The following is a 10,690-nucleotide window of genomic DNA, read 5'->3' as shown; positions in this document are numbered from 1 at the left end:
ATAGCACCTTCATGATCTTTTAGAAGATCCTCTACTGCCCCTCGATAATAAAATGATGCAGATTCATCGGGATAAAGACCAACCACAATATCGTATTCGGCTAACATACCCAATGTATCTCCAAGCATCATCAAGGAAATTCCTTTACCCCGATGAGCCTCGGGAGTCGCGTTGTTCAGTGCCAAAGCAAGATTATAATCTTCGATAGCTTGCTCATACAGTTCAAGCTTATGCTTTGAAGCTCCTCTGGCAATATAAGCATCTACAAAAAGATCGTCTAGCTCTATTACCTCGGTAAAAATCTCAATCGCACTAATGTAGTCGCCAAATTCATATTTCTCAATCCCCCAGTTATAAGACCTTACTGCTTCTTCATTATAGTAGTTCGTTTGGGTCCGTGGTCGTAAGAGAAAATTGAGTGCATTATAACCCGCTTGGTAGTGAGTGGATGCCGGATTTGCACTACAAGCCCAAAAAACCAGCAAAACTCCAGCGAACAGTATTATTTGTTTCATTTTTATAATCCTTACTGCCCTACCCCCGGCTTCACCTCAAAAACGTATTCCCCGTTTCCCGCCGCGCCACTAGTCGTCAGCCCCTGCACGACCACACGGTAGATGCCCGTCTGGTCGGAGGTATAGAATTCCAGGCCCTGCTTGCCCTGGGTGTTGGTCGTGAGCGTGGGCGACCAATGCAACAGGTTGCGGAAGTCGGGCAGGCGGCTTTCGCTGCTGCGGGCGGCGTCGTAGCGCGGGGCGTAGAACTCGCGGCGCGACTGGGCGAAGTCGTAGGAAACTACCAACGCACGCGGATCGAGTTCGAAACCGGCCAGATCGCCTTTGTAGGTCGTGTAGCTAACTATCCCTGGGAACGAACGTGGCCCGAGGTAGTACAGGGCATCGATCACTTCCAGCTTCTTGATCTTCAAAGGGTCGAAAGCCATGATTTTGTCCGTGTCGAACACGGGGATGCCGTCGAGCAGGATAAGCGGCTCGTCTTTGAAGACGCCCTGCGGACTGACGTTATCCAGCACATAAAAATAAAATTTCTTCTGCCGCTTTCGGACGAAGACCCCCGGCACGTACTCACGCATCACTTCCTCCATGGTCGGAAAGCGGGTGAAGGCATCCAGGAAATATTTCTCGTCCGGCTTACCGAAAAATGCCAGGCTATCCACACCAGTAAAGATGGGTCGGGGCGCAGGGCGGGACATGAAAGCGTTCAGCGTCTGCATGTTGACGCTGCGGATCAGGAGTTGGGTCGATTGCTCGGGACCGAACGCCAACTGCGGCCATCGACGCGACGAAGCCTGACCGGAATACGGGCTGCTGATTTCGATACGGTAGGTGCTGTCGATCCGGGTGTCGGTTTGCACAATAATTTCCTGGGTACCTTGCAGTTTTTTTACTTCAAAGCGCAGGTTACCCAGCGAGTCGCTCTGGGCGATGAAAAGTTTGGGGTGCAGATCGGGCGTCGCCAGGAAGGCGGCGATGTTGCTCTCGGGCAGTCCGGTTTCGGTATTGGTTATTTTTCCTTTGATGAAATGGCCGCCGTATTCCGGCAGGAAACGAAAATTTGGCTTCTTGTCGGAAAGTACCTCTTCCCAGCGAAAACGACGCCAGCCGTGGGTGAGCATGACATGATCGATGGCCGCGTCCGCCGCTACGCCTGATTCCCGGAAGTAGGTCGCGGCCGACTCTACCGTTCCCTGCAAGTCGGAGGTCAGGCCAAAGTAGGTGTCGATGTCGGCTTGGTCGGGGCTTGCGAGAGAATCCAGCAGATAAACCGACACAGACAGCGTAGCAGCATCGTTGGTAGCTGTGTTGGCCGTAAGGTCGAGGTGAACCTTCTCGCGCGGCCCGTACTCGCTTCGCTCCGTTTTGGCGGTAATATCCAGGTGCCTGGCCGGACGCTTGAAGTACAATCGCTCGGCTACGGGACGCGGATTCTGGTCAAAAACCGTGAGGTGCGTAATCCCTTCACCCAACTGGTTTTTATTTAATAAAAAAACGGCAGTCCCGTTCTGGACGGTAGGCCGCAGCGCCAGCGGCGACGCCAACCGCGTGTGTGCCAGCAACGACAGGCCCGCCGCCGCGCTTTCGGGCTGCGCCCGCACTGTTACTTTTATTAGTTGATCTGAGGTGCTGACCTGCATTGCGTAGCCCTGACTCTGAACGGGGGGTAGGGGATAGGTGAAGGAAACGCCTTCCTCATTCTGCAAAACGGCGCGGTACTTTGCACCATTGGCAGGAGTGAACTTAAAACTACCCAATCCAAAGCGCTGTGGTTCGAAACGAAGCAATGTATCGTCTTGCGCATCGACGAGGACGCCTTTGAAAGCAGAACCCTTGCCATCCTGACCCACTGCCCGGAAAGCCACGCGGTTTTCCACACCACCCACCAGATTACCGCCTTCGGGGAAAAATTGCAGGTCGTTAGTGGAAGCGTTGGTAGTTTGCGAAGTAGGCAGAGTCTCGGCAACGACAAACGGGTTAAGAACTGTTACGGGTGTTTCAAAAAAATAGTCAGGATTGAAATTTTTCATCCAGTTGGTATAACAGCGCACCGTGTAAGTACCGTTGGACAAAGCCGCCGGAACTACCAGGTTGCCATCGCCCTGTCCGTTTACCAGCGAAATCTTCATCTGCGCCACGGGGTTGGACTCCTTGTCCAGCAATTCGAGGTAAGCGATTTTGCTCACGTCCGATGGCTTGTGCGTGTCAGCCGCCACGCAGTAAACCTTAAACCACATCGTCTCGCCCACCACGTAAAGCGGCCGATCCACATGGACGTAGATTTTTTCCTGGAAAGTTTGACTGGTATAAGCCGAAAGCTGACGCTGCACCCCGGCCAGTGGAGTGGTTTGGGCAGTGGCCAAAAATGGCAGTACCGCGCCCAGCACAGCCAGTCCGGCTTTTATTTTAGAAAAGTTTCTCATTCTTCCGAGTGGAGGGTTTTTTTACAAAATGATACGGGTTTCGGCGGTTGGAAAAAGCACAGCAACCGGGCGAACCCATGAGTTCGCCCGGTCGATTGTCATTTCCAGAACGGCGGCCGCCGGGTCGTGCCGCCGCGCACTCGGCAGTCGGCACATTCCATTGGCCCCATGATGTACAAAGGAATGATGGCACCATCGGGGTAGTACTCGTACAGAATCAAGTTGAGGTCTTTGAGCGCGTCAGCTTTGGCGAGCGTGTCGCCGGATTGACAGGATTCTATTGGGCCGATGTTGGCGTTTACGAAAATCCGCTGTTCCTGCTGATTGGCGGCGCTGAAATAACCGAACACCTGTTCGCTGGCGTCGTCGATGGCCTTGATGTTGCCCGTCACCTGGGCGGGCTGCGGATCGAACAAACTACCCGTGCGTTCGGTCGTTTTAGACAAAGTGTTCCAGTACTCGTATTCATCCTGCGTGAGAGCATACTGCCGCACCAGAATGCTATACAAAGCACGTAGTTTGCCCGAACTGGCCGGAACATACACTATAGGCTGGTCCTTGATGATGTCTTTACTTAATTTGATAGTAGAACCCAGTACGATATTGGTAGGATTGGCATTCGCCCAGCATTTGTTAATATTTTCGTCGCGAATAAAAATATCGCCATCGCGCACTACGAAGCTCGAATACAGCGGCATGAAGTACTCCCATGTTTCGGTGTAGCTCCACCGGTAAAACCTCGTCTTGTCGGAGTCGTCGTGGGCGTTAATATTGATTTCCACTCCGGCCTTTTCACCCCGAATGCGGTAAGTGAGGCTGTCGATTGGCGGTGTCTTCACTACGGGTACGTAGGCCGACAAATACTCCTTATTCGCAGCGGTCTTGATGCGCAGGCGGTACTTCTCCGCTGCCTTGAACGCTGTGGCCCCCAATCGGTACACCCCTTTCTCGCCCTCCGCAAAGGCAAATCGACTACCCTGATCGCCCTCGACTGTGAGCCTGGCGCGGATTTCCGGCTGCGGCCCGCCCTCGTCGTAGATATTCTGCGTCCGGCTCAATTTGATTTGGCTGACGCCCCCCGGCGATGTGTTCAACGACCCGTCCACGACCAGGAACCGACTGGCCGAAGTAATCTCCGGCGGCGCAAAAGGTTCGATGCAGCCGTGGAGGAGGAGCGTTGCTATGAAGAGCGTTGCTATGAAGAGAAACTTTTTCACTTATTTGTGTAATTGTTGAACTGTTTAATCGTGTAAGCGGTCCGCCGCCGCGGTGATGTTCGGTTGTTGAACTGTTGACGGGGCTGCCAGAGCGGTCATGTAATTGATGTTGAACTGTTTATTGGCCAAGTTCCGCAGTTAAATAATTGTTTTCTGTTACGATTCAAATAAATGGCATAAACAATTACACAATTCAACGATTACACGATTCAACAACCTTTCAAAATCTAAAATTATACGTCACCGTCGGAATGGGCTGGCCGAAAATCGACAGCTTGTAGCCATTCACGTCGCCGCCTCGCGTCTGGAAAAAGACCGAGGACGGATTCTTGCGGCCCAGCAGATTATAAACCGCCACCGTCCACGAGCTGTGCGCCAATTTTCTAATTTTATGGTTGCCCTCGATGTTCATGGAAAGGTCCACGCGGAGGTAGTCGGGAATGCGCTGGCTGTTACGCGAGGCGTAGTAAATCCGCTGCGCCCCGTCGATGGTGTACTTGCCGATCGGCGGCGTGTAGGGCCTTCCAGTGCTGTACGTAAAGTTCATCGACACGCTGAAACGGTGGCTCAGGCGGTAGTTGGTGATGGCCGTGAAATCGTGCGGCTTGTCGTAGTTGCTGGGGTAGTAGTTGCCGTTGTTGGGAGCGTCCGAGGAAGTGCGGTCGATCGCCCGCAGCAACGAGCGCGAGTAGGTGTAGGCTACCCAACCGTTCAGCTTGCCTGACATCTTCTTGACCATCAACTCGATACCGTATGCTTTGCCGCGCGTCGCAATGGTCGCCGCCTCGATCCGGGGATTCAGGATGAGCGAGTCGCCGCCTTTGAAATCCAGGAAGTTGCGGATGTTCTTGTAATAGCCCTCGATCGAGAGCTCGATCTGGTTGCCGCGCATGTTTCGGTACAAGCCCACGGCCAACTGATCGCCCAGTTGTGGCTTGATGTACTGGTCGCTGAGCTTCCAGATGTCGGTCGGAGAGGCCACCATTGTGTTGGACAGCAGATGGATATACTGCCGCAGCGTGTTGTAGCTCACTTTCAGCGACAGGTCGCCCGCGAGCAGCCGCCGCGCCGACAGGCGAAACTCCGGCCCGCCGTAGGTCTGGATGAACTTGCCCGAACCGTAGGTAGTTGTGCCATCCTCATACAGCTTGTCGAGCGGCTGGCCGGGCAGATACTGATTCACCGTTTTTGGCCCTAAATAATTGAAAACTGAGAAGCGGACGCCGGCAGTCACGAGCAGTTTAGGATTGACCTCAAAATTATCTTCGAGATAAATCGCGCTTTCCTGTCCTTGCTCCCGTTCCAGTTTTTCGGGCAGGATCAACGACTCGCTGCTGCGCGGCTGGAAAGTACCGGGCGTGAGGCCGTAACGGATGCTGCTCAGGCCGAACTCGAGCGTGTGACGGTTGTCGAGTAGGTAGGTAAACTCCGCCTTGCCACTGGTTTGCTGAATGCCAAAATCCAGGTCGAAGGCGTTGAGCGGTACCCGCATGCTGGCCACGGCGTAGCGGTAGTCGGTCAGGGCGGCAGTGAAAGTACCGAAGAGTTTGGCGTTGAAGGTATGCTTCCATTTTATTGAAGCAAATTTATTCTGGTAGGTGTAGGTCGTATCGCCGAAGAGCCGGAAGAAGTCGTTGCTCATGTAGCCCGTAGCATAAACCGTGTTTTTCTCGTTGACTTCGTGGCTAAAATGAGCGTTGAGATCGTAGAACGATGCCTTGCCCTGATTGTACTGGTCGTTTTTCAGGCGGTTCAGCACCCAGTCGGAGTAGGTGGAACGCGCGCCGATCAGGAACGACGACTTGTCCTTGACCAGCGGTCCTTCCAGCGTCAGGCGACCCGTGATAAGGCCGATACCGCCCGAGCCGACAAGCTTCTTCTTATTTCCGTCGCGACTCGTGATGTCCAGCACCGACGACAGTCGGCCACCAAATCGAGCGGGAACGGTACTTTTGTACAACTCTACATCACGCAGCATGTCGGGATTGAAGGCCGAGAAAAAGCCAAATAAGTGCGAAGGATTATAGACTGTGGCGTCGTTGAACAGGATCAAATTCTGATCCGCCGAGCCGCCGCGGACGTTGAGGCCCACGCTGCTCTCGCCCACCGACTTCACGCCCGGCAGCGTCATCACGGTGCGCAGCAGGTCGGTTTCGCCCATCACGGTGGGTACTTGTTTCAGGGTTTTGATTGACAGCTTGACTTGCCCCATCGACGAGCTAGCCACGTTGGCGTCTTGCCCAGCCTTGATCTTGACCTCTTTGAGGGACGTCACACTTTCGAGCATGTCGATGTCCAACTTGCCATCGGAGTAAAGCATGATCTGGCGGTAGGTTTCGCGCATCCCCACGCTCCTGATGCGCAGCCGCTGTTTCCCGCGCGGGATGGACAGCGAGTAAAAACCAAAGACGTCGGTCGTTACGCCGATCTGCGGGACATCGAGATAGACCGCCGCGCCAATGATGGGCTCCCCCGTATTGGCCGAGCGCACGTAACCCGTAACGGTCGAATTGCCCGGCGCGATACGGATTTTCTTTGGGCCGATTTCGTAAAGCTTGTTCTCCGCGGTGGAGAGCAATTTCTCCTGTTCATCGGTGGGCGGCGCGTAATCGAAGGTAGTTTGGGTAGCGTTCCCCGCTGTGGGTAGCGCGGTAATAATGGCTTTGCCCTTTGTGACAAACACGCGGTTTTGCGCGTCGATGGCGTAAGTGTACTCCGTGTTATTGAAGACCTGCCGCAGGACTTCGGCCAGCGGCTGGTTCTTCATCTGCATCGAAATTTGCAGCGGGTCGAGTTGGATAGCGTCGTAGTAGAAGTAGTAGTCGCTCTGCGCTTCGATCCTTTTTACAAACTCCTTGAAGTCGATATTCTGGAACTCCCCACTGATTAGTTTCGCGGTCGGAGTTTGGGCAAAACCTGATGGCGCGGCAAGCGAGACACCCAAAAGACAAAGTAAAAGGACCTGGTAGATTTTCTTCATCGTTGGTTCAGTTCATCGTAGCGGGTGGCCATCGCCACCAGGGACTCCTCGCGGTTTTGCCGAAAGCTCAGATTTTGTTTCTTCAATTCCCTTCTCAAGAGCCTTTTGTGTTCCGGCAGCAGCGCCAGTACTGACCGCTTGGAACGCACTGGTCGGTACTCTCCGTCTTTGTAGAGGTACAATTGGTCTTTGATCGGAAATTCGATGGTGATTTTGGTTTCGGACAACTGCGGCAGCCGCTCTTTTATCCGGCGAGCCAGCACCTTGGTCTTTCCGGTGTAAAGCTGGTCATAGAAACCCGTCCGCAAACCCTCCACGCGACCCGTATCGGCCTCGACCCGCATGAAGTCGTGGCCGGCCATCGTGAAGGAACGTACTTTGGGATTTTGCAAAGTCACATCGCCGAAGCCATGACGGTAGCGGGCCACGAGCTGGCCTTTGACAATGTCGTACAGCAGAGGTACCTGTTCGAATTTCTGTCCGTCGTAAAACACCGATCCGATCGTCCACTTGTTCGTCAGGAAAAACTGGTGTTCGACCTCGCGGCTGTCATACACATAGTATTGCTTACCGTTGTAGAGGTGTTGCGACTCGACGGTGGCGGAATCGTAAATAGCGAGGGCGGCGGTGACGCTGGGCGAATCCATGCCGGGCGACTCCACGCCGGGCGAAGTATTGGTAACGGTAGCGGTTATGTTTTGCCCCAAGCCCACTGAAATCGTGGCTAGTAGTAAAGTAAGAAGTGTAAAGGTTTTCCTCATACCCGAATAGATGCTTTGCTGGGAGAAATAGTTGGAAACGCGGGGCCAAAAGTAAACGAACTGCCCGAATATCCCGTACGAAGGGCGGGATATTTTTGTGGCAAAAGATCACGAGATAGGTAAAAAGAAAAAGCCCCCCGCCTTGGTATTGAGGCGGAGGGCTAAGAAGCAGAGTTGGTTATTGTAGCACAATACGATGTGTTTCCACCTTGTCCTCTTTTTCTTTCATTATTCTGAGGATGTAGCGTCCACGGGGCAAGTCCTGAACATTGAACGTTAATTTACGGCTTGACTTGGCCTGATTTATGGCCGTTTCGCCCCGCATATCAAAGGTGCGAACGGACTTACTGCTGCCGTAGGTGCTTTCAGGGATTAGGTCAAACTGCTCGGGAATGTTCTTCTCTTCCATACTGCTCTCGAAATCAACAGCAAACTCGTCCTTTGCTGGATTGGGTGAAACCGTGTAAGCGCGGTACCCGCAGGAGGTGACACTGAAATCATAGGAAGGGATGGGACTTGCCGATCCACAGGTATTACTCAGGGCAATTTGTACAGAAAACGAACCTTGATTACTGCCCGAAGATATCTGTGCACTGTTTGGATAGCTAGATATGATCGATGCGCCGGAAGTGTTGTCAACGATAGACCAGCTTGCAGAGGAAGCACTACCCTGATTATCTATTCCCAAATTGTAAGCACTAGATGGGCACAGATCATAGGTGGAATTGGGATAAACAATATTCCCGTTAGCGGTCATCGTCTGGATGCTTGGCACTCCCGCCCAAACATTATAGGAGGAACTGAATGTACCGCACCCATTGGCCGTCGTTACGTTGGCAGTGACGTATGACAGCCCATTCGCACTCCCTTTGCTGACCTGCAAACTTGTGGAATTGCTACTGCCCGACAAGTTCGTTGACCAACTAAATTGGTCTCCCGGCTGACTTCCCGACAGGTTGTAGGTCTTGGTTTGGCCGTCGCAGATGAAGGCGTCGCCTGTGACTGATAAATTAGTGGGTAAGGGTCGTACAATATTAATGTAAACGGTTACGTTAAACCAAATTGTATTACCTGAACCCAAATTTACATGACTAAATTTGACTATGCCGCCCGTGGTTAAATCAGGTTGTAGCTTTTTATTCAGGTCATCAATACTTTGTGTCAGCTGCCAACCAGAAGGATAATCGAAACTTGCCTGTGTGGAAGGTTTAGAACTACCATTCCCTATGGCTGTAAATTGCAATTCTCCACTAAGACAGCCAATTTCAACGGTTGAGCCATTCGCGAAATATACTCCGTTTACTTGGATGCCAAAATTCTGAGCATAGGTACTAGTGAACCCGATTGAAATAAGCAAAATTGAAAACAAGCACATCTTTTTCATAATCATATTTGGTTAAAAGTGAAAAGAAATATTTAGCATTTTCAGGGGTGTCAAAAAGATGCGGTGACTTTTGACATATTCAAAGTCAGTTATCTCCACCCCTCCCGTAACCTCGATCCCATTTACAGCTATCAGCCCATTTATTGAGTTCATTCTATATTTTGGATTTTCATAATTTAAGCCAGTTTCAATATAAAATGAAAAGTTATTTAGGATAAAATAACGATAACCTATAAAGACCCCAGTTCCCAATGTCCTTTTAAATGTTAAAAAATCCTGAATACTTATTTTAGAAAGATTGTGAGTATCTACTAGATATAATTTTAACTTCTCTCTATCATAGCGAAGTTCAATTCCATAGTGCAAGCTTGATTTAGGTGTCAGAAAATTGACTTTTTCGTAAGCAGGTCTAATAGAGTAATGATAATTTGTATAACCATCAGATGCCCGTGAAAAAAAATCAACACTTCCTCTTAGCCTTATTGCTGAGTTTTGGTTGATTTGACGACGTATTAAAATAGTAGGATTTAAATTTTTGTCTTTATCCAAAAATTGAAGCAAGTCAATTCCTATTTCCCACTTATTATTTAAGGAAGTAGTGTCTTGGGTCCAAGCTAAACCTGTGCCTAAAAGATATAGGGGGATAGATAAGAAAAAAAATCTGTAATTTTGTTTTACAACCATCTATATAATAAATTTTTTTGAAAAATATTCATTAATAAGTTTAGAATGTCTTTATTCTCTACAATAAATGATTAGTTCAAATATCGGCCGCAATTTTCTGTTTGTCAATGGGTAAATTTACCCATTTTTCAATTTTAGGCTCCATCTTGATTGCCCAACAGAAAAGTTTGTGAGGGCCACAGAGCCCAAATCGTTCGCGCAGATTCTCACGGTGGCGCTCTACGGTCTTGCGGCTAATGAAAAGCTTGTCGGCAGTTTGGCCGTTGGTGAGGCCTTGAGCGCAGCAGAGTAGGACCTCCGCTTCGCGCCTAGTGAAGTAGCCTCCTTCACAATCGAATACTTGGACACGCTTTCCCATAAGATCATTTGGTTTGAATGTCTGCATATGACTCACGAAAGTACCAAATAGTTGTAAACGCTCTTCAATTTTTTTTTAATTAAGCCCGTAGCTTTCCAAGGTGAATTTTCCCAGATTGATATGTCGCTAGGTCATATCCTTAAACCCCGAATGCCGTGGAAGAGAAGATAAAATTGCTGGATGTGGTCGTATTGACGAAGCCTATGCCTGAGCTTGAACTTTGCAAAGGTGAACTGGGAAGAATTATTACGATCTTTCCACGCTCGGGCAAAAAATATCGTTATGACCAACTTTGGAATGAAATCCCCATCAAGACAACACCATGGTTTAATACTTGGTGTCGAGTGAAAAAACTATCTCATAGAATC

Annotated in this window: 9 protein-coding genes; 1 reads left to right on the top strand and 8 read right to left on the bottom strand. The window is 50.6% G+C overall.

Annotated elements, in window-relative coordinates:
• The 8 genes from ACEW8P_RS21670 to ACEW8P_RS21635 form a co-directional block, all read right to left on the bottom strand.
• Positions 1 to 515 (bottom strand): tetratricopeptide repeat protein (locus ACEW8P_RS21670; protein ID WP_373515158.1); only part of this gene is annotated, 515 nt, incomplete at its 3' end.
• Positions 516 to 526: 11 nt separating this feature from the next.
• On the bottom strand, positions 527 to 2,938 hold the full coding sequence (locus ACEW8P_RS21665; RefSeq protein WP_373515157.1) for a hypothetical protein: 2,412 nt from the start codon (positions 2,936 to 2,938) through the stop codon (positions 527 to 529).
• A gap of 98 nt (positions 2,939 to 3,036) precedes the next feature.
• Positions 3,037 to 4,155, bottom strand: a complete 1,119-nt coding sequence (locus ACEW8P_RS21660) for a DUF4249 domain-containing protein (protein ID WP_373515156.1) — start codon at positions 4,153 to 4,155, stop codon at positions 3,037 to 3,039.
• 220 nt (positions 4,156 to 4,375) lie between these two features.
• Positions 4,376 to 7,135, bottom strand: coding sequence for a carboxypeptidase-like regulatory domain-containing protein (locus tag ACEW8P_RS21655; protein ID WP_373515155.1), 2,760 nt, complete (start codon positions 7,133 to 7,135; stop codon positions 4,376 to 4,378).
• Positions 7,132 to 7,896, bottom strand: coding sequence for a hypothetical protein (locus ACEW8P_RS21650; RefSeq protein WP_373515154.1), 765 nt, complete (start codon positions 7,894 to 7,896; stop codon positions 7,132 to 7,134). The genes ACEW8P_RS21655 and ACEW8P_RS21650 overlap by 4 nt, the downstream gene beginning before the upstream one ends.
• Before the next feature lie 178 nt (positions 7,897 to 8,074).
• Positions 8,075 to 9,280 carry a T9SS type A sorting domain-containing protein gene (locus ACEW8P_RS21645; RefSeq protein ID WP_373515153.1) on the bottom strand — a complete coding sequence of 402 codons (1,206 nt, stop codon included), beginning with the start codon at positions 9,278 to 9,280 and terminating at the stop codon, positions 8,075 to 8,077.
• A 12-nt stretch (positions 9,281 to 9,292) separates the two neighbouring features.
• Positions 9,293 to 9,964, bottom strand: coding sequence for a hypothetical protein (locus ACEW8P_RS21640; protein WP_373515152.1), 672 nt, complete (start codon positions 9,962 to 9,964; stop codon positions 9,293 to 9,295).
• A gap of 76 nt (positions 9,965 to 10,040) precedes the next feature.
• Positions 10,041 to 10,322, bottom strand: a complete 282-nt coding sequence (locus ACEW8P_RS21635; protein ID WP_373515151.1) for a helix-turn-helix transcriptional regulator — start codon at positions 10,320 to 10,322, stop codon at positions 10,041 to 10,043.
• Positions 10,323 to 10,477: 155 nt separating this feature from the next.
• Here ACEW8P_RS21635 and ACEW8P_RS21630 point away from each other — a divergent pair.
• A partial coding sequence (locus tag ACEW8P_RS21630; RefSeq protein WP_373515150.1) for a DUF4926 domain-containing protein occupies positions 10,478 to 10,690 on the top strand: 213 nt, incomplete at its 3' end.

Source organism: Persicitalea sp. (assembly GCF_041751555.1).
GTDB lineage: Bacteria > Bacteroidota > Bacteroidia > Cytophagales > Spirosomataceae > Persicitalea.
This window is presented reverse-complemented; position numbering and strand designations above follow the sequence as displayed.